18 protein-coding genes and 2 pseudogenes are annotated in these 19,287 nt (G+C 59.9%); 14 read left to right on the top strand and 6 right to left on the bottom strand.

All coding sequences use genetic code 11. From position 1 onward, the window contains the following. Window positions 1–91 precede the first annotated feature (91 nt). From C7T36_RS07205 to C7T36_RS07175, 7 genes are all read left to right on the top strand, one after another. The gene (locus C7T36_RS07205; RefSeq protein ID WP_033231580.1) at window positions 92–1,483 is read left to right on the top strand and encodes an ABC transporter substrate-binding protein; all 1,392 of its coding nucleotides are present in this window, start codon (window positions 92–94) and stop codon (window positions 1,481–1,483) included. After that, window positions 1,483–3,606 carry an ABC transporter permease gene (locus C7T36_RS07200; RefSeq protein ID WP_045064384.1) on the top strand — a complete coding sequence of 708 codons (2,124 nt, stop codon included), beginning with the start codon at window positions 1,483–1,485 and terminating at the stop codon, window positions 3,604–3,606. The genes C7T36_RS07205 and C7T36_RS07200 overlap by 1 nt, the downstream gene beginning before the upstream one ends. Beyond that, a complete protein-coding gene (locus tag C7T36_RS07195; protein WP_033231578.1) occupies window positions 3,584–4,297 on the top strand; it encodes an ABC transporter ATP-binding protein in 714 nt (237 codons plus the stop codon). The genes C7T36_RS07200 and C7T36_RS07195 overlap by 23 nt, the downstream gene beginning before the upstream one ends. Then, window positions 4,294–5,001 carry an ABC transporter ATP-binding protein gene (locus C7T36_RS07190; protein WP_045064382.1) on the top strand — a complete coding sequence of 236 codons (708 nt, stop codon included), beginning with the start codon at window positions 4,294–4,296 and terminating at the stop codon, window positions 4,999–5,001. The genes C7T36_RS07195 and C7T36_RS07190 overlap by 4 nt, the downstream gene beginning before the upstream one ends. After that, window positions 4,998–5,351, top strand: coding sequence for a hypothetical protein (locus tag C7T36_RS07185; protein ID WP_033231576.1), 354 nt, complete (start codon window positions 4,998–5,000; stop codon window positions 5,349–5,351). The genes C7T36_RS07190 and C7T36_RS07185 overlap by 4 nt, the downstream gene beginning before the upstream one ends. A gap of 69 nt (window positions 5,352–5,420) precedes the next feature. Then, entirely contained in the window at window positions 5,421–5,939 is a 519-nt protein-coding gene (locus C7T36_RS07180) for a hypothetical protein (protein ID WP_033231575.1), read from the top strand. 96 nt (window positions 5,940–6,035) lie between these two features. After that, window positions 6,036–7,490, top strand: coding sequence for an aldehyde dehydrogenase (locus C7T36_RS07175; protein WP_045064380.1), 1,455 nt, complete (start codon window positions 6,036–6,038; stop codon window positions 7,488–7,490). 86 nt (window positions 7,491–7,576) lie between these two features. On the opposite strand, the gene C7T36_RS07170 is transcribed toward C7T36_RS07175, so the two are convergent. Further along, window positions 7,577–8,275, bottom strand: coding sequence for a type 1 glutamine amidotransferase domain-containing protein (locus tag C7T36_RS07170; RefSeq protein ID WP_045064378.1), 699 nt, complete (start codon window positions 8,273–8,275; stop codon window positions 7,577–7,579). A gap of 447 nt (window positions 8,276–8,722) precedes the next feature. Here C7T36_RS07170 and C7T36_RS07165 point away from each other — a divergent pair, with 447 nt between their 5' ends. Further along, window positions 8,723–9,154, top strand: coding sequence for a hypothetical protein (locus C7T36_RS07165; protein ID WP_141484977.1), 432 nt, complete (start codon window positions 8,723–8,725; stop codon window positions 9,152–9,154). Between the two features lie 233 nt (window positions 9,155–9,387). On the opposite strand, the gene C7T36_RS07160 is transcribed toward C7T36_RS07165, so the two are convergent. Further along, a complete protein-coding gene (locus C7T36_RS07160; protein WP_072782253.1) occupies window positions 9,388–9,774 on the bottom strand; it encodes a hypothetical protein in 387 nt (128 codons plus the stop codon). Between the two features lie 63 nt (window positions 9,775–9,837). Between C7T36_RS07160 and C7T36_RS07155 the strand changes: the two genes are divergently transcribed. Next, the gene (locus tag C7T36_RS07155) at window positions 9,838–10,200 is read left to right on the top strand and encodes an NAD(P)/FAD-dependent oxidoreductase (protein ID WP_072782255.1); all 363 of its coding nucleotides are present in this window, start codon (window positions 9,838–9,840) and stop codon (window positions 10,198–10,200) included. A 124-nt stretch (window positions 10,201–10,324) separates the two neighbouring features. On the opposite strand, the gene C7T36_RS07150 is transcribed toward C7T36_RS07155, so the two are convergent. Further along, a complete protein-coding gene (locus tag C7T36_RS07150) occupies window positions 10,325–10,897 on the bottom strand; it encodes a hypothetical protein (protein WP_033231571.1) in 573 nt (190 codons plus the stop codon). A 738-nt stretch (window positions 10,898–11,635) separates the two neighbouring features. Between C7T36_RS07150 and C7T36_RS07140 the strand changes: the two genes are divergently transcribed. Next, complete coding sequence (locus tag C7T36_RS07140) at window positions 11,636–12,082, top strand: hypothetical protein (protein WP_045064373.1); 447 nt, start codon at window positions 11,636–11,638, stop codon at window positions 12,080–12,082. A gap of 59 nt (window positions 12,083–12,141) precedes the next feature. Here the strand turns inward: C7T36_RS07140 and C7T36_RS07135 are convergent, their stop codons facing one another. Both C7T36_RS07135 and C7T36_RS30475 read right to left on the bottom strand, forming a co-directional pair. Further along, the gene (locus C7T36_RS07135) at window positions 12,142–12,867 is read right to left on the bottom strand and encodes a hypothetical protein (RefSeq protein ID WP_045064371.1); all 726 of its coding nucleotides are present in this window, start codon (window positions 12,865–12,867) and stop codon (window positions 12,142–12,144) included. 170 nt (window positions 12,868–13,037) lie between these two features. Continuing rightward, window positions 13,038–13,208 (bottom strand): annotated as a pseudogene (locus tag C7T36_RS30475) (CorA family divalent cation transporter); the annotation flags it as partial. 18 nt (window positions 13,209–13,226) lie between these two features. Here C7T36_RS30475 and C7T36_RS30060 point away from each other — a divergent pair. The 4 genes and pseudogenes from C7T36_RS30060 to C7T36_RS07115 all read left to right on the top strand — a co-directional run bounded on the left by C7T36_RS30060 (window position 13,227) and on the right by C7T36_RS07115 (window position 18,314). Further along, complete coding sequence (locus tag C7T36_RS30060) at window positions 13,227–13,367, top strand: hypothetical protein (protein ID WP_162487717.1); 141 nt, start codon at window positions 13,227–13,229, stop codon at window positions 13,365–13,367. 329 nt (window positions 13,368–13,696) lie between these two features. Continuing rightward, the gene (locus C7T36_RS07125) at window positions 13,697–15,352 is read left to right on the top strand and encodes an ABC-F family ATP-binding cassette domain-containing protein (protein ID WP_045064369.1); all 1,656 of its coding nucleotides are present in this window, start codon (window positions 13,697–13,699) and stop codon (window positions 15,350–15,352) included. 478 nt (window positions 15,353–15,830) lie between these two features. Then, window positions 15,831–16,054: pseudogene (locus C7T36_RS30470) on the top strand (CsbD family protein). Window positions 16,055–16,145: 91 nt separating this feature from the next. Beyond that, window positions 16,146–18,314, top strand: a complete 2,169-nt coding sequence (locus C7T36_RS07115; RefSeq protein ID WP_033231565.1) for a catalase — start codon at window positions 16,146–16,148, stop codon at window positions 18,312–18,314. A gap of 762 nt (window positions 18,315–19,076) precedes the next feature. Here the strand turns inward: C7T36_RS07115 and C7T36_RS30055 are convergent. After that, window positions 19,077–19,235 (bottom strand): hypothetical protein, encoded by a 159-nt coding sequence (locus tag C7T36_RS30055; RefSeq protein ID WP_155276674.1) that lies wholly within the window; start codon window positions 19,233–19,235, stop codon window positions 19,077–19,079. Between the last annotated feature and the right edge of the window lie 52 nt (window positions 19,236–19,287).

The following is a 19,287-nucleotide window of genomic DNA, read 5'->3' as shown; positions in this document are numbered from 1 at the left end:
GAACTCTCACTTACGCACGTGCCATGTCAAGGAATGCACGGTGATCTGTCGATTCCGTCAGTTGACCGCCTTGACCAAATGTAGGAGACCTGTGAAACCACAACGAACACTCGCTGCCTTCCTCGCCGTGGTGGCGGTAGCGGCAGCCGTCACCGGATGCAGTGGCCGAAGTTCGAGCGAGAGTCCGGCTGAGGGCGCCGACGATGGCGGAACGAGCGCTGCGGCCGCCTCCAGCGACTTCGGCGACCTTCGAGGCGTGTGTCAGCCTGGCGATGTCAAGGGCGCACCGGCCCAAGGCGTGACCGCGGAGGAAATTTCTGTCGGAGTCTTCTCCGACATGGGTTTCAACAAGAACACGGAATTTGCCGACGCGGCAGAGGTTTTCACGTCGTGGTGTAACGATGCCGGCGGCATCAACGGTCGCCGGATTGTGGCCAACATCCGCGATTCGAAGTTGATGGAAGTTCGTCAGAGAATGATCGAAGCCTGTCGTGACGACTTTGCTCTCGTCGGCGGCGGCGCAGCGTTGGATGCTCTCGGTGTCAAGGACCGGCTGACATGTATGTTGCCGAGTTTCCCCGCGCAGGCTGTCCAGTCACGGTCTGCCGGCGCAGACCTGGAGGTGAGTGCGTCACCGACCATGGTTCCCGGATACGACAATTACAACGGTTTTCGGACCTGGATCGCTGACGAGGCCTACCCGGACTCGAAAGCCGCCGTCGGGATCATCAACGGTGATTCGGCGGTTACCAAGGCAATTGGTGCCTTGACCGCAGAAACACTCGCAGCGACCGGTGCAACGCTCATCTACGACGAGCTCTATCCAGCTATGGGTGTCTCGGACTGGACTCCATACGCTCAGGCGATCAAGAGCAAGGGCGTCAAGGGTCTGATCTTCATGGGCGACTTCAATCAGTTGGCCAAGCTCGAAGAGGTCCTCACCAGCATGAACTACAAGCTCGACTGGATCGATGCCAACAACAATGCGTATAACGCCTCGTTCATCGAACTGTTGGGGAAGTCCGCGGACTTCCAGAACAATCTCGTATCTCTCAGCGGGGTAGCGCCATTGGAGAGTGACGAGCCAGCGGTGGCGGAGCTCAAGGCTATGTACCAGAAGTACGCCCCGGACGCGCAGATCACACTTCCGTCGATGCTCGCCATGTCGTCGTGGTTGCTGTTCGCGAAGTCGGCCGCCAGTTGCGGTGCCGATCTCACCCGCTCGTGCCTTTACAACGCAGCTGTCGCCGAAACTGCCTGGACCGGGGGAGGTTTGCATGTCGCTAACGATTTGGCGAATCCTATCCCGCCGCAGCCGTGCTTCAACGTCGAGCGAGCGACATCTGACGGATGGGAGGCAGCTGATTTCAATCCCGACAACGGTCTCTACCGTTGCGATATCCCCGCTCGTAAATTGACGGCTGACTTCGGGACGCCGATGACCCTGGCCGAAGTCGGTAAAAGCATCGGCGATTTCGAATAATGGAACAGTTCATCTCCTTTGGGATCGTCGGGCTGAGCACTGCGGCGATCTACGCGATCATCGGCAGCGGATTGGTGGTTACCTACACGACCACCGGCGTGTTCAACTTCGCACACGGCGCGACGGGCATGATGGCGGCTTTCTCCTATTGGCAACTCAGCGTCGGTTGGGGTTGGCCGGTGTGGCTGTCGGTAGCGACCGTACTTCTGGTTCTGGCACCAGCTTTCGGGCTCCTAGTCGAACTGTTGGTGCGGCCGGTCCAAGCCCTTGGTGAGGCCGAGAAGCTGGTGATGACGATCGCCTTGCTGAGCGGTCTGATTGCGCTCGCGAGATGGATCTGGAGTCCGAACAAGGCACGCACGCTTCCCAAGTTCTTTGCCGAGCAAGACTCTTTTCAGATCGGTGCTGCGACGGTCAGTTGGCACCAGGCAATCACCATGCTGGTAGCGGTCGTCGTCGCGGCGGGGTTGCGAATCCTGATGCTGCGCACTCGAACCGGAACCGAAATGCGAGCGACTGTCGATGACCGTGCCTTGGTGGGTCTCACCGGGGCAGACCCGGTTCGCGCCAACCGGGTTGCCTGGATTCTGGGGACGGTATTGGCGGCAATCGGCGGCATTCTCATCGCTCCGATGGTCGCCCTCGATGCGACCCAACTGTCACTCGTGATTGTCAGTGCTTATGCCGCAGCGATATTCGGACGGTTGAAGAGCTTGCCGATGACTTTTGTCGGCGCGATCGTCGTTGGGTGCATGGAAAGCTACCTCACCGGTTACCTACCGCAGAGTCCCTACCTTCCCGGGCTGCGACTCGCTGCGCCGGCAATTCTGTTGCTGCTCGCGCTGTTGCTGTTTCCGCACGGGCGACTTCGGAGACGCGACCGTCACCTCAGTCAAGTTCCGCTACCGACAGTTCGCGGCACAATCGCCTTCGCAGGAGTTATCGTCGCGTTCGGACTCATTCTGGCCACCGTACTGGGGGAGGGTGATCTGATCACCTATGGACAGATATTCGCATTCGGCGTCATCGCGTTGTCCTTCGTTCCGTTAGTCGGTTACGCCGGTCAGATCTCGCTCGCACAGCTCACGATGGCGGGGGTCGGGGCGATCGTCTGTGCACGCTTGGGCGGAAATGGGCAATGGTGGGCACTTTTGGCGGTGATGGTCATCGCGGGCATTGTCGGTGCGGTGATCGCAGTGCCCGCGCTGCGACTCTCAGGGGTGTACCTGGCGCTCGGGACGGCGGCAATCGCGGCCATCTTCGACCGATGGATCTTCACGTTGCCGTCTTTCGAGGTGTTCGGCACGGAGATCACACTGTTTGATCAGGGTTCAGTGGAATTGGTAGGCCCGCGACTGTTCGGATTCGCGATCGACACCCCGGCAGAACTGACGGTGTTCTCAGCAGTGTGTCTGGCGCTCGTCACACTGGGCGTGGCAATGCTCCGGCGAGGGCGCCTCGCCCGACGATTGATTGCACTGCGCGACAGCGAGGCAGCGTTTGCGACATTGGGAGGCAGCTTGCTGCTGACGAAAATGCTGGTCTTTGCGCTGTCCGCCGGAATTGCCGGTCTCGGTGGGGCGCTGTACGGAATGCAACTGATGTCGATCTCGGCGGAGCAGTTCAGTTTTGTTGCCGGACTGGGTATTTTCCTGATCGCCGTAGTCGGTGGACTCGGTGTGGTCGGAAACGGACTCTTCACCGGAACGATGATTGCCGGTCCTCTCAATGCAATTGTGGCGTTGTGGCCGGCGGCCGCCAACCTCGTGCAGACGCTGCCCGCTGCTGCCGGCTTGGCATACAGTTCCGGCGCTGTCGACGACGGACTCGTACCCAGTCTGCGTCGGCGTTGGGAGCCCGCACTTCGGGACCCCGTCGTGATGGCTGCCTTGCTCGGTTGGATTGGGGCGCTGTGGATTCTGCGACTCGTCGATGTCGTGAACGGGTACGTGCTGATCATCGGGGCGGTGGCCGGAATTCTCGCAGCCCGAAGTTGGGGTGTATCGAGGCAACGGGAGGCTCCGGCGCAGCGGGAGATTCCGGTGGAGTGGTGGGGCCTGGAGCGCCCCTGGACTACGGAAGACGAGGAGGTGCTCGATCGTGCCATCGCAGCTCGAAGTTAAGGACATCACGGTCACATTCGGCGGCCACCATGCACTCACCGACGTTTCACTGACCGCCGAACAAGGCAACATCACCGGCCTCATCGGACCCAACGGTGCCGGAAAGAGCACCCTGTTCGACGTCATATCCGGACTCCGTAAGCCAGCCACGGGAAGTGTGTTCCTGGGTGGCTGCGACGTGACCCGAGCCGGACCGTCTCGGCGCGCCAAACACGGCCTGGCACGGACGTTCCAACGCCTCGAGCTCTTCGGTCGCCTCAGCGTCAGAGACAACCTCCTCGTTGCCGCCGAAATTGGGCCGCAACGACGCAACGCGACAGCCGTTGTCGACGACATCATCGATCGACTGGGATTGGCTGCGGTGGCCGCCGTCACCGCCGACTCGCTGTCGACCGGCATGGGACGACTCGTCGAGGTGGCGAGGGCAATGGCAGTGCACCCGTCCGTCATTCTTCTCGACGAACCGGCTGCCGGGCAGGACCCCGAAGAGACACAACGGTTCTCGGTGCTGCTGCGATCACTGGCGGATCAGGGAACAGCGGTTTTGTTGGTCGAACACGACATGGAATTGGTGATGAGCGTGTGCGATCAGGTGTATGTGCTCGATCTCGGGAAGATCATCTCGGTCGGCCCACCCGAGATGATCCGGCGCGATGACGCGGTTCTGGCAGCGTATCTGGGGGAATCATGAGTCCCGTTCTCGAACTACGCGGCGTCCGCGCGGGTTACGACGATATCGCTGTCCTGCACGGCATCGATCTTGCAGTCGAACCAGGGCAAGTAGTGGCTTTGCTCGGTCCGAACGGTGCAGGCAAGACCACCACGCTGCGCATCATCTCCGGTGTCCATACGATCACCTCAGGACAGCTCCTGTTCTGTGACAGAGACATGACCGGAGTATCACCGCGGGAATTGGCGCACGCGGGTGTATGTCTCATCCCCGAGGGGCGCGGCGTATTCCCCAATCTGTCCGTCCGGGACAATCTGTCGATGATGACCTTCACCGGTCGCTCTCGTGACGAGATCGAAGAGGTCGCATTCACTCGTTTTCCCATCCTCGCGGAACGAGCTTCACAAATTGCCGGAACGCTGTCCGGTGGCGAGCAGCAGATGCTCGCTCTCTCTCGCGGCTTGGCCACCGAACCAGCTGTGCTTCTGCTCGACGAATTGTCCATGGGACTAGCGCCTTTGATCGTCGGCCAACTCTACGAGGAGGTCGCCGAGATAGCGAGGCAAGGTGTCGCCGTGATACTCGTCGAACAGTTCGCGAACGCCGTACTCGAATTCGCTGACCATGCTGCAGTTCTCGTTCGAGGTCGGATCGAAAAGCAGGGCCACCCGGACGACGGACTGCGCACCGAACTTGCCACCCTCTACCTAGGGAGTTCTACATGACCACGACTGAAACACGCGCAGAGCGCTTTTCCCGCGAGCTTGCCGATTTGAAGATTCCCGACCCGTCCGCGGGCCGGTCCAGTCTCTGGCTGCGACTCGGAATCGCGCTGATGGTGCTGGGTCCGGCGTTGGGAGTGGGGGCTTATCTTCTGTCACACAACACATCTGATCCGCTTGTTCAACGCGACGCCATCATTGTCGCTGTGATCGGAATAGTCGTAGGAATCAACGGAGCTGCTATCTTCCTGCGCTATTCACTGACCAATTTCCTGAGATTCTGGATGGCTCGCCAATCTTACGACTTGGCACTTGCAACGAGACTTCCCTCCCTCGACGGAGAACAGTCGTGACCTTCTGACACGCCAGGAGTTCGAAACATGTGGTGGCGGAACCGTTCCGTCCACCGGAAAGGATTCACCATGCGTAAATCTGTAATCGGTCGAGCCCTGATCGTCGGCGCCTTCATCGTCACTACATTCGCGACGGGCTGTAGCAGCTCCGATGACAGTTCGAGCGAGACCACCTCATCAACCAAGGCGACAAGTTCTTCGGCGCCGGCAGCAGCGACAACCAGCGCTGTGGCGTCCGCTGCGGCGACCAAAGAAATCACGGACGCGTACATCACCTTCTTCAACGGAACTACCGCCCCTGCCGCGCGTGCCGCCCTGCTCGAGAACGGCGATGTATTTCTCCCAACGCTCGAAGCGATGGCCGCTGATCCGCAGTCGATGGCAACTACTGCCACCGTAGAAGGCGTCACCGCAGCCGGCGCCGACAACGCCTCTGTCAAATGGACACTCGTGATGGGCGGTACTCCCGTACTTCCCGACCAGTCCGGTGAGGCAGTACAGGAAGCTGGTACCTGGAAGGTCTCCGCAACGACGTACTGCACCTTGATGGCTATCCAGGGGAGTGGGGCCACCGTTCCCGGCTGCTAGTGCCAACAGCCCGAATCTTCACCCAGGCGCGCTATTCGATCACCCAATCGGCCAGCGATATCGACTCAAGTTTCGAACTACCCGAAAGCAGTCAGAATGACACTCCAATCGATCATGGACGAGGTACGCAATCTCCCGGGCACCGGTGAAGTCATTGCGGTCATCGACCCGGCGACCGAAGAACAGATCACCGAGTTCACCGATGGCGGGGCAAAGGCGGTCGAGGAAGCCGTTTCTCGTGCGCGCGAATCCTTCGAGGCCGGTGTGTGGCACGGTCTCCCCGGCAATGAAAGGGCTAAAATCCTTTGGCGCGCTGCCGATTTGATCGACGAACACGCAACTGAGATCGCCCAGCTCGATTCGATCAACACCGGGATGCCATTCGTTCAGGCGCATTCCATCGTCGGGACCAGTGCCGAATTCTTCCGGTACTACGGCGGCTGGTGCACGAAGGTCAATGGCATCGCCCATGACGTGCACATGACCGGCGGGATCACTGGTGCTCATTCGAATATGCACGGATACACGCTCAAGGAACCCGTGGGTGTCGTCGGGCTGATCTTCCCGTGGAACGGCCCGATCTTCAACGCGTGCGCCAAACTTGCTCCAGCCCTTGCCGCAGGGTGCAGCGTCATCGTCAAGCCTGCCGAAGAAACACCGCTGTCGGCACTGCTACTGGTTAAGTTATTGGCTCAGGCCGGCGTGCCCGATGGTGTCGTCAACCTCGTCAACGGCTACGGCCACACTGCAGGCGCGGCACTGAGCGAGCATCCCGATGTAGACAAAATCGCTTTCACGGGATCCACCGAAGTCGGCAAGAAGATCGTGCAAGTAGCCAGTGGCAACCTCAAGAAGGTCATGCTCGAGCTCGGCGGCAAGTCACCCGTACTGATCTATGACGACGCCGATCTGAACACGGCCATCCTGAGTGCCGCGATGGGTATCTTCGTGCACTCCGGTCAGGGCTGCATCAGCGGCTCACGCATCTTCGTTCAGCGCGGTGTCTACGATCAGGTCGTGGAGGGCATTGCGGCGATTGCCAATTCGCTGAAGCTGGGCGGGCCTAAGGATGAGGGCGTCCACATCGGTCCGCTCATCAGTCAAAAGCAGCTCACTCGAGTCATGGGCTTCGTCGAAGAGGGAAAGCGCGACGGTGTCGAGGTAGTGGCAGGCGGATCCCGGATCGACCGGCCGGGTTATTTCGTGCATCCCACCGTCCTCACCGATGTCAGGCCCGACATGCGGCTCTATCAGCAGGAAATTTTCGGACCCGTCGTTCCGATCATGCCGTTCGACGACGATGACCAAGTGGTTGCCATGGCAAACGACACCACATACGGGCTCGCTGCCACGGCGTGGACCTCGGACGTCGGACGTGCTCACCGCCTCGCGAAGCGACTGGACGCCGGAACTGTCACCCTGAACTGCCAGATGGTCTTCGACCACGCTATGCCGTTCGGCGGATACAAGCAGTCCGGATGGGGCTACGAGCACGGCAGAGAGGGCATCGAGGGATATATGAAGACGAAGTCGGTTTACACCCAGATCTAGATCAATTTGCGTGCGATGGAAAAGCGCTCTCGCACATGACGATTCCCTAAGCGGGGCATGCATGGCTCCCCGCTTAGGGATTTCGCTCAGCTCAAGTCCGCGATGATTCGCTCTGCGAGGGGCTTGGACGACGCGGGATTTTGTCCGGTGTACAACTTTCGGTCCACTACAACGTAAGGGGACCACGCCTCGTCGTTCGAGAACTTGCCGCCCTGCTCGCGTAGCTTCGTTTCGAGCAGCCACGGAGCCTTGTCCGCCAAACCTGCCTGGGTCTCCTCCTCGTTGGTGAAGGAGGTGAGGTTGTAGCCGTCGAACAGCCAGCTTCCATCGGATCTGCGTGCGGGAAGCAACGCTGCCGGTGCGTGACAGACTGCTGAGACAACCTTGCCTGCGTCCAAGAATTTCACCAGAAGCTCGCCGAAGGCTGTGGACACTGCGAGATCCTCCATCGGCCCGTGCCCGCCCGGAACAAAGACCACGTCGAAGGTGTCGGCGTCGATATCTTCGAGAATGTGGGGCGAGTTCAGCGCCGGCTGCAGATCGGCAATGTACTTGCGCATACGGTCGGCGCCCTCCTGACCTCCATTGACCTCGGGGGCAAGGCTTCCTTCATCCACAACCGGGACCTTGCCGCCGGGTGTTGCAATCACGATGTCGTACCCGGCATCGACGAACGCCTTATGAGATTCGACCAGCTCCTCGGCCCAGTATCCGGTGGGGTGGGCGGTCCCGTCGTTGAGCGTCCAGTGATCTGCAGAGGTGACGGCAAACAGCAACTTGGTCATTGCACAACCTTTCGTTGGAGACAGGACCCGAAGACAGGCCCAATCGGCAAAACAGCGTCAGTCAATGCAACACACTGGTCCGGAGAGAATTCCGCATCGGCCGTCTTCGGTGAGATGTGTCATGTCTACTCCGCAGTTGCGGAGCAGCTTTGTGCGCAGAGAATCCTTAATGTGTTTCTGCTGCAATATGTTTGATCGGCGAGCGATTCCACGATGTCCGAATGTTACAGTCGGGTCTCAATTTCAACCGGCGGAAAGCGCGTATACCTGCGCAAACCTCGATGTAAACCCTGCTAGGCATCGAAACTTCGGTTCACAGCGGCCGGCATTCGTGATTGCATGGGTCGTGATCCAAGGAACGCAATAGAGGTACACAGCAATAGAGGTACACCGGTGCCTCGACAAATGCGCAAGTGCAAGGAAACGAAGAGAGCGAACGCGATCGAAATGACCACGCCGCAAAAAAGTATCGACCCCGACCTCGAAGTCGATTGGGTATGGGAAGACGGGCAACTACGAGGCGTGGCGGCCGACGGCGCCGTGAGGCTGACTGCGAATCTCCAACGTGCCCAATGGTCATGGGGTTCGTACACACTCTTTGCCGAGCAATTGGGAGACCAAGTGTGGCTCACATTCGACAAGGTTGTCGATGAAATCGGACGCCTCGGTATCGCGGACACGACTGCTGTCGAGGTATTCGCCCCGTGGATGGGGCAAGCCGCGACACCACTTCGGGCACTCAATTCTCCGTTGACGAAGGAAAAGCTGTCAGCCCTGCCGGCTGAAGCTGAAGTTCCGGATTTTGCCTACGCCGTTGTTGCAGAAGCTGTTCGGATTTTCGAGAATCCCCAAAACCCAAATCTCACTGCAAGGTTCTGAGCGGAAACTCGTGGGTAGTGGCGGCCCACTGCGTCTGACTCAAAGCGGTGCTCGATCGTCTTATGGCGCTCACGGGTGTGAGACCTGTTGCTGTATAACGCTTGCTGAACTCAGTCGCGGAAGTAGACGCGAAATGCATTGCGCACAAGACGGATTCTCCGCGAAGGGGTGAAGCGCCGGAACCTGGTCGTCGTGTTGATTCGTGCGCGTAGACCGACTCGTACGCGTGGTACCTATTCAAAGGATGAAAAGTACTCGCGAAGTGCGTCGTGCGACTCGGCCAGTACCGTCTCGTCGCCGGACGGGTTGGTCCGGAAGGCGTACTGAGCAAGTCGCTCGATAATTTCGACGGCAATGGCGCACTGTAGGTGTGACAAGCGGTTGAAGCGTGGCGCGTGAATTTCGAACTGCTCGAAGACGAGAACAGCTATCTCGTCGCACCAGATCTGGTCGAGACTACGGATGCTCGCATTCAGATGTTGCCCGACCCACAGTTCGCGAATCAGTGGAATTGTGTACTGCTGTCTGTAGTGACCGACCAGGATGTCGACAATCTTGGTCCACGTCGTTCGCGAACGATTGTTGAACTGACGGGTGATCAGCCCGTACGAGTCGATCATGCATCTCCGTGCGAGTTCGTCCAGAACCCGCTCAGGAGAGTCGAAGAACGGTAGCGGATTTCGGTGTCGCTCTGTTGTCTTCCGTTTTGCGACGGCGACGCCGACGAGTGCTGCGATGGGGAAGATCCCGAGCAATGTGTACTGCCTCTTCGAATCTCTACCGCGGCGCCTGTACGTGACTGGGAACCGAGTCGCGTCACGCTAATCGGCGATGCGATCCACGCGATGAGTCCGGTACTGGCGATGGGAGCAAACACCGCGATGCGTGACGCGTCCGAGTTGACCCGGACGCTCTGTGAAGCCAGGAGCCCTCACGCGTCGCTGGTTGAAGCGGTCGCTGATTATCAAGCCGAAATGGCAGCATATGCGTTTCCGCTTGTGGCCAACTCCCGGGAAACGGGCCGAACCCGCGTCGGGCAAGCATGATTTGCCTTCGCTGCCGACTTGACTCAGGTTCGCTGTACGAGAATCTGCGGGCTACGGCGTCAACCATATCGAGGAAGGGCTGGAAAGAACTGCGGCCGTATACAAATACCTCCGGATAGGATCTCTAGTCGCGTTGTCGGTTTACCCAGATACCACGCAGGAGCATGAGCACGCTTAGGCAAGCGCCCCATCCAAGCGCGGACAGCACCACGCCTACGCCTGCTTGGCCGGTGGCATCAGTACTGGCTGCAACGCTGAATGCAGTCGTGAATCCTGCTGTCGTACCTACAGCGGCGGCGAAACCACCTGCCGTGGTCCAACGCGAGAAATGTGCAGCGACGAAACATGCCAGAATCACGGTTATTCCGCAGGCGACCACCTGCCAAGTGGGGAACTGGGTCGGTGCCGGCAGGCCGGGCCTACGGAACTCGCCCCGATAGTCGACGGACCAGCTCAGCCAGCCCACACAGGACAGAAGTCCCAGCAAGAACGCGACCAGGCCGGTAGTCCACAGCCCCAGCGGACCCCCGCCGGCTGGCTGCGTAGCTGCGGATCGGTTCGACGATTGCTCGGGTCTAGTTCGCTCTGATCGCCAGATTGACGAGATGATGCCTGCACTGATCATCGTGGGCACTCCGACGAAGATGAGCACCATCCAAAGAAACTGCGGTAGAGCAAATTCGGAATCGACGGTCATTATAGGAGTATGCACCTGGCATGGTTATTGTCGTGGGAACGTGACCCCGATGCGTACGTGAAGTTCTCTTGATGCGTTAGTCGATCTGCATGACAATCGTGCGAGCGCGTCCTGCGACATTCAGCGGGTTCATGCCGACGACGCTACCCAGTGCCCGCCCCGGCCTGTTACTGCCTGGATATCTCTGTGTTGGGCGGAGTCTGCAGAACTCTAGGCTTTAGTTTGTGGCCGCGCACGAAGGGGCCCGTTGTGTGCAACGGTAGCGATCAGTGCGGGAACCACAATGGCTGATACCGCGAGGACTGCACAGAGAAGCGATCCAAGTAGGGGCCGATCGAACCAAAGTTCTTGTGCCAGTATCAATGCACCTAGTATCGAAACACCGGCACCGACGCCTCGAAGAGCGGATACACGCATAGGCGGCCTGATCGGGTATTGCCCCGTGACAATCGGCAGTCGACGCCCGGCATTGATCGTCGACAACCGCACTGCGTACAGCCAGTTCAAACCTGTTGCAACGATCAGTAAGATCACACCAAGCACTATCATCTCTGGACCATACCGAATGGCTCGCTGGGGCAGCCGACTTCACCTGATCTGCGATTGTTCCGACTCTGGGCTGTCCGCCCGTCTTGGTCTATGGAGGCGGGCAATAACATGGTTCGATGCGACATGGCCGGAATGCCAGCGTGTCCACGCTAAAGCGTCGTCCATGACGGAGACCGGTACAACTGACCGATGGGAATATTTCACTCGCAGCGACTCCGCCCGGTACTGCTGGCGCTCATCGCTGTTGTGGTAGTCGTCTTCGGACTTCTATGGTGGACAAAGGCGATCACCTTCACGAAGACCGCGTTCGTAGAGTTCAGTGTTCCTCCTCCGTCTGCGCATGTAGTCGATACGTATCAATCCAGATACATTGCCTACGAGAGCTTCGACTCTTCGGAACTGGTTGGGATGATGAGTAATCGGCTCGCGGCCGCACACGGTGGCACAGTATCCGACTACTCGAGAGCATTGACCGTGACTCGGGCACCTGATCGCTCTGGAATGACCTTGACAGCTCGCGGGCGAACACCCGATGCCGCAGAATTGCTGTTGATTGACGCTACCGACACACTCAATGGGATTCTCCGCCAACTCGCTGTTCGAGTGCCCACACTCACGGTCGATCCCGACAACTGAATTGAGCAGCGAGACGGTTTTCGAGATCGGGCGGTGTACTCGCGTAGGCACTTCAGGCCTCACTGGAGGTGGCGGAGGAAGAACCGGCCAGCATCGTCCCCCGCGAACTGCGGGACGCCAGTATGCCCACCCATGTTGGCCTGCAGCGTTTTCTCTTGGGATTCGAAGGCGTCGAACAAGTCCAGTGCCAACTGTCGGTCGTTTCCTTCGTCGTCCCACTGCAACAGAACGTGCAGCGGAATCGTGACCTGACGGGCCTCGTCGAACATGACGCGGGGCACGAAACTCCCGGCGAAGAGACCGGCGGCCACGATTCGCGGTTCGACCACCGCCAGCCGGATACCGATAGCGATCACCCCACCCGAGTACCCGACCGGGCCACTGATCTCGGGTAGTGCAAGCAGGGCGTCCAGGGTGGTCTGCCACTCCGGGACCGCCTTCTCGACCAGCGGGAGGACCAGTCGGTCGATGATCTTCTCGTCAACCGGCTCGCCGGCCGTCAGCGCCCGATGTAGATCGGCGCGGGCCTGCTCGGCTTCGGTTGATCGGGGCCGGGCACCGCTCCCGGGGAGCTCGATGGTGGCCGCGGCGAAGCCGTTCGCCACGCAGTGCTGGGCTCGTCCCGCCAGCCGGGGGTACATTTTGCGGAGTCCGCCGGGGTGTCCGAGCAGGATCAGTGGCGCCGGCGAAGAGGTGGGCGTCCACAGGGTGCCGGGGATCTCGCCGAGGGTGAAATCGCGTTCGAGGCTGCCGTTTTCGAGGCGCCGTTCGGTAGTGAAGTGCATGGTCGTGCCTTTCGGGAGTGCTCGTTGAACGGCGCTCCCGGACGACCTATCGCCCGACCGTGACCCTGAGAAGGAGCACCCACGTCGATACGTTCACGGGTACCACCTCCTCGTTCTCTCGCACGGCTTCGAGGAGAGAATAGCAGTGGCCGTCGTCTTCGCCAACAGATTTATCGGTGTTCACCGAGGCCGAGATTTCCACTCGGGGCGACGAGCAGCATCAGACCGAAGGCGAGCGGGTATCCGAACGTCCAGTGCAGCTCTGGCATGGTGTCGAAGTTCATGCAGTAGATGGCGCAGATCAAGGTGGGTGTGAATAGTATTGCGGCCCAAGCATCCAGGATTTCAGGTGGTACCCGTTGCCACTCGGACCCGACCAACCGATCAGAGAGGACGAGGTCAAGCTTTTCGCCGTGCACATTCCACATCTACCCATCGATGCCGAACTCGACTTGCACTCACAGGTATTCACCACGGTCGCAGCCGAGGAGTTCGATTGACACGCAAAGCGATTCGAGGCAGAAACCTCGGTTTGCACTCTGTCCTTGGGACGGTGCTCGTTCGGTCGAGTGGAATAGACGACATCCAGCCGCCGGCGTCCCCTTGTGCCCAAGCCGGAACCGCCTAAATCGTTTGCAAAAGGTTCTTAATACATTTACCTTTGGGACGTGCATTTGTACTTTCTCTAAGACGGCTGAGTAAGGCCTTCCGCGCTCGTCGAGTCATCCGAGCTTGCGGCGGCCGCTCGTTATCGACCCCTGCGTGGGGTCGCCGTCTTCGGCGTACCTGTTTGCCATTGGCAGCCGGTGGGCCTTCTCTAAGGATCCGAATGCTCACTTCTACGAACCCTCAATCCATGCGCCAACGCGCCCAGCTGATCGCTTCCGACGTATCGGTGATGCGCGGTGCGAACCCGGTCTTGAACCACGTCGACCTCAATGTCACTCCTACATCGCGTATCGCCATTGTGGGAGAGAACGGGCGAGGGAAATCCACCCTCCTCCACGTGCTCGACGGAACCCTCACTCCTGACTCCGGCACGGTGCAACGCATCGGAAGACTTGGTGTCGCGGAGCAGGAGATGCCGGCACACGACGATCGAACAGTCGGTCAAGCCGTCGCGGAGGCGATAGCCGAATCGATCGCGGCGCTGGCGTCACTCGACGCCGCCATACTCGCGATATCCGATGGAACCGCCGACGGCGCGCAGCGATACTCGGCCGCATTGGAATATGCCGAAGTGCTGAACGCTTGGGATGCCGAGCGACGGGTGCACATAGCCCTCGAAGCGCTCGACGCAGAAACCGATCCTGACCGGTTGCTTGACACTCTCTCCGTTGGGCAGCGATACCGCGTACGTTTGGCCTGCCTTCTGGGTGCCGATGACGATTTTCTGCTACTCGACGAGCCCACAAACCACCTCGACCGAAGTGGTCTCGAATTCCTGACTGTACGGCTCCGAGAGCGCCAGGGAGGCGTCGTTGTCGTCACCCACGATCGCGCACTGCTCTCCGATGTTGCGGAGACCATCGTGGACCTCGACCCCTCACCCGATGACCGGATCCGCCTGTACGGCAACGGCTACGCCGGCTACCGCGAGGGCCGCCTCGCCGAACGCACACTCTGGGAACAGAAGTACGACCACCAACAAGCCGAACATGCCCGACTGAAAGACAGTCTCAGCTCAGCGCAGAACCGTCTCCAATCTGGATGGCGACCGGAGAAGGGAACGAACAAGCACGGTCGCGCGACGCGCGCGGGCGGGCTCGTGCAGAGCGTTCATCGCCGCCAGGAGCAGCTCGAAGCGCACGCGGTGACGGTGCCGGAACCACCCCAGCAATTTCGGTTACCTGAACTAGCAACAACAGCCGGTCAGGTGTTGGTGAGTGCGGATCGGGTCTGCGTAGCGGCGCGCTTGGGCTGCCAGGTTTCCTTTACGCTCTCTCGCCGCGATCGCCTCGTCGTAGCCGGCCCCAACGGTGCCGGGAAGTCGACGCTGTTGAGCGTGATAGCCGGTGAACTGCAACCGAGTACGGGTTCCGTCCGGAGGTCGCAGGGCACCCGTCTCGGGTACCTCCGTCAGGAAACCGATCTGCCCCTGCACAGGCGGGCGGGTGAGGTATATGCCGCTCACCTCGACGCGCTCATTGCAGCGGGGACACTCGAGCCGTCCGATGCAATCGGGCTCTCGCACCTCGGCCTCCTGCGCGCGCGTGAGTCGAGCAAGCGGATCGGTGAACTGTCGATGGGACAACAACGTCGTCTCGACCTCGCGATGGTACTAGCCGGCAAGCCGCATGTGCTCCTACTCGACGAGCCGACGAACCACCTCTCAGTCGCCCTCGTCGACGAACTCACCGAGGCATTGGCCGCGACCTACGCCGCGGTCGTTCTCTCCACCCACGATCGCCAACTTCTTCGCGACGTCGACGACTGGCCCCCACTGCAATTGACTGAAACGGCCCTGAGCGGGGAATCGGTATGAGCAAACAATTCCGATACCAGCGATCTTCATCGTTGCGGCGCTGATCTCACCGCGTCGCAATGGGAAAGCTGATGTGTACGAATGCCTCTCGATGTTCAGGGATTGCTTCCCGTATTGAGATCCCGAACGTCCTGAACGTTCGCGGTGCCACCGCCCAACAACCGACCCCGCCCGCCACCCGCAAAAACCGAATGCGCATCGAAGCGCCGAGACCGATCAATACCGACCCGATCGAGTCGAATGAGGCATTCTCGCACGTGTCTACTTGGCCTCAGGCGATCCTCCATTGTTGCCGTTCGGCGATTAAGGAAAGCACGTCAAGCGTGGCTATAGTCTTGTCGAGTGACGTCAATCGGGCCGCGAAGCCATCGGCGCCGATCCCTTGACTGACACCGATGTTTGTCAGATCTAGCTTCGGGTAGTGCCTTGAGTGTATGAATCGCAACATATGTCTCCGTATCGAAACTGGAGGATTCACATGCCGGAGGACAGGAGCAGTCCCTGCGTAGGCGTCGAAGGCGTCAAGGGCAAGGCGAAGGAAGCTTCTGGTGTGGTCAGCGGTAACGACAGCTTGTCTCGGGAAGGACGAGCCTAGCGGGAGAAGGCCGAGAGCCAGCGGAAGTCGCCGAGAATGAAGCAGCAGCCGAGAAAGCTCGCGCGGAAGCGGCCGCGGACCAAGCACGACAACGGTCCGAGCAATAGTCGAGGCCCACTCGTCACCCTCGGTTCGGGGCGTACCTGAGCCGAAGTGCTCGGTTGCTCGATCCATCCTGTAATCAAGAGGAGTTGTTCAATGCCGTCACCTGAATCCGTCCCAGGCGCACCATCCTCGCAAACGCCGGACCTGCGCGAGCCTGTCAAGCCCCGCCAACCGCTGCCTCCCAAGGACGACCAGAGACAGCCTGAGGTGCGCACTGTTGCGGGCGCAGAAGAGAAGGTGAAGGGTAACGGCCGCGGGCAGCGGGGTGAATATCTCACTACTGCAACGGGGACGCGACTGTACGAGACCGACCACTCACTCACTGCAGGTGAGCGGGGGCCGACCCTCCTTCAAGACCACCACCTTCGCGAGAAGATCACTCACTTCGATCACGAGAGAATTCCTGAGAGGGTTGTGCATGCACGTGGTGCCGCTGCACACGGAACGTTCCTGGCTAATGGGGCAGCCGAAAGTATTTGCAAAGCAGCCATGTTCGCATCGGGCGCAAGGACCCCGGTATTCGTGAGATTCTCGACGGTGCTGGGTTCTCGAGGTTCTGCGGACACCGTGCGAGACACACGCGGCTTTGCCACTAAGTTCTACACCGACGAAGGTGTTTTCGACTTGGTAGGCAACAACATTCCGGTTTTCTTCATTCAAGACGGAATCAAGTTTCCCGACATCATTCATGCTGCGAAACCTCACCCGGATCGTGAGATCCCGCAAGCACAGAGCGCGCACGATACGTTCTGGGATTTCGTTTCCCTTCACACCGAGGCGACCGCTCACACGTTGTGGAATATGTCCGATCGAGGCATCCCCCGCTCGTATCGCATGATGGAGGGCTTCGGCATCCACACGTTCCGACTCGTGAACCCCGACGGTGAAACGAATTTGATCAAGTTCCATTGGAAACCGGCGGCAGGCGTTCACTCGCTGGTGTGGGAGGAAGCTCAGATAGCAGGTGGGGTAGACCCGGACTTCCATCGCCGCGACCTCGCGGATGCCATCGAAGCCGGCGCGTATCCGTCCTGGGATCTCGGGGTTCAGGTGTTTCCGGATACCGAAGACGAAATGTTCGAAGGCATCGATCTGCTGGACCCCACGAAGATCGTTCCGGAGGAGATTGCGCCGGTTCAGATCATCGGAACGATGACACTCGACGCCAACCCCACCAATTTCTTCGCCGAGACCGAACAAGTTGCATTCCATCCGGGCCATTTGGTGCCAGGTATCGACATCACCAATGATTCTCTGCTGCAGGCACGTTTATTCTCGTATCTCGATACTCAGATCACGCGTCTCGGCGGTCCCAACTTCGATCAGATCCCGATCAACCGTCCTCATGTACCCGTCAACGACATGCTTCGCGACGGCTTCCACCAGGACGGGGTCCACACCGGGGTAGCGCCGTACCATCCCAATTCGCTCGATGGGGGTTGCCCGTTCCTGGCCTCGGCAGAGAGCGCCGCCTACATCGAAGTGCCCGAAGAAGTTTCAGGCCGTAAGGTGCGTCAGGCACCGGCGACGTTCGACGATCACTTCTCGCAGGCGCGTCTGTTCTACCGCAGTCTGTCTCCGATCGAGCAGGAGCACGTCGCAGGGGCATATACCTTCGAATTGGGGAAGTGCTTCGAGGAGAACATCAAGATTCGGAATCTGGAGATTTTGGCGAACATCGACCCAGTGCTCGCCAAGACGGTGGCGAGGGGGATCGGGCTCGAGGTCCCCGAACCTACAGAGCCACTGGAGGATTCGGAGCCGAGCCCAGCGCTCTCGCAAGTGGGCGCGGAATGGCCCGTCGACGGCAGGATTATCGCGCTGGCCGTCGACGAGAACTCCGATCTGGATACCGTCGCCTCTGTGCGCGAGAAGATCGTCGACGCCGGTATGGTGCCGCTTGTCCTCGGACCGCACGGAGGGACGATCGGAGAGGGGAAGAACGCGGTGACCGTGCAGAGGACGTATCTCACAGCGCGTTCGATCGAGTTCGACGCAATCCTGTTGAGCGGTGACGCGTTCAGGATCGACGAAGACAAGCTGGATCCCCGTGTTGACACGCTTCTCAACGAAATGTACAGACATTGCAAGGCGATTGGCGTTTGGGGTGAGAACACGGGTGTGCTCGCTGCTGCCGGTATCGACGAGGCTGCACCAGGCGTCGGAGTTGATGCGGATGCAGAAGCGGCTCTGGCCGCAGTCGCCCAGCTCTTGAAGACGCACCGGGTATGGGAGCGCTTCGAGGTACCACCGACCGCCTGACACGGGACGGTCCGTCGAAGCGGGATGATACTGGTCAGCCTATCCAGGAAAGCAGTCGAACCCATATATACGTTGTGACGCATGGTTTAGCTGCTTCCTGGGTTTACCGGGGCGCCGGGCGGGGGACCTCTCGTTGTGAAGCCACCGAGACGTACGGCGAGCGCAGCCCCCTGTCCGGATCGACAATCCGCCCGGTGCAGGGGTCGACAGCATCATCGTGAAGATCCTGTCGCAATGTCGAGGTGCATGCCGGCACCTTCCGGAAACGCCGCAGGTATTTCGCGACTAGATTGATATCATATTGTAGTGCAGTAACTTTCGCGTCTCATGCTGGTGTACGCTCCTGAGGCCGGAAACGCCCCACCGGGTGAGTCTGTGAGGCGGGCGAATGCCGCACACAGTGACCACCTACTGCGCGACCTATCTCGACGCGCGTCCGCCGCGGGCGCGTTCCGGATCGCGCGTACGGAAGCTGTGAGCACTCGCGGCGGAGATGGGAGAACCCGAAACCTTTCGTCTGGACCAAGACTTCCGAGGCGATCCTCGCTGCGTTCGCAAAATGTAGCGAACGAATTTCACGCGTAGCAAACTTGGGGCGCTTCATACGGAGGGTCCGCGCATTGTTGCGCGCTCCGGACAAATGACGGAATCGCGCTGCTGATCAACGTAATTGAGTGACCTGGTGTCGCGGACGGTTCACCCCGGGGCCATCAGCGAGACCTACGGTGTTGACGCGCTGCAGAATGCGGCGTTGACTAGGCATTACGCCATGGCCGGGAGGCCGTCATGCTCATCGTCTTCGGACTGGTCGTCCTGGTTTTCGCGGCGACCGCTGCAGTCGCGCGCCCGTTGAGCAACTGCAGTCATGCACATCCGATAGCGGGCAACTTCGGAGTCTGCAGTTACGACGTCGATCACCATGGGCGATCCAGGGGAAGACGACTGGGCAAAACCGTTCGGCCGCCGATCGCCG

Source organism: Rhodococcus sp. AD45-ID, assembly GCF_003023755.1.
Lineage (GTDB): Bacteria > Actinomycetota > Actinomycetes > Mycobacteriales > Mycobacteriaceae > Rhodococcus_F > Rhodococcus_F globerula.
Note: the sequence above shows the minus strand (reverse complement) of the source record. Positions and strands in the feature narration are given on the sequence as shown.